The organism is Lysinibacillus sp. GbtcB16 (assembly GCF_019091145.1).
Lineage (GTDB): Bacteria > Bacillota > Bacilli > Bacillales_A > Planococcaceae > Lysinibacillus > Lysinibacillus fusiformis.
This window is the reverse complement of sequence record NZ_JAGXJV010000800.1, coordinates 1-241: the sequence shown is the minus strand read 5'-3', so window position 1 is coordinate 241 and position 241 is coordinate 1. Positions and strand designations below refer to the sequence as shown.

Here is a 241-nt window from a genome sequence, read left to right as displayed (position 1 = left end):
ATCTAGTTTCGAATGATCCGTACAAAGTTAAGGGAACAATCACCGAGTTTGATTCGGTCTTCGTAAAAGCCGATCAGCCGGTAAAGGTGAAAGCCAAAGTATTATCAAGTGAGATGTGGGAAGGAAAGGTTGAGACGATCAAGTTAAGTCCAACTCAAGGCGGCATAAATTCAGGGCTTGAAAAGAAGGAAGCCGTAACCTCATATCCGTTCGTAGTGGCACTCACGGATAAACATAAAGG

At 43.6% G+C, this 241-nt stretch carries 1 pseudogene; it reads left to right on the top strand.

What is annotated here, in order from left to right:
- Positions 1-241: pseudogene (locus KVT27_RS27670) on the top strand (ABC transporter substrate-binding protein); the annotation flags it as partial.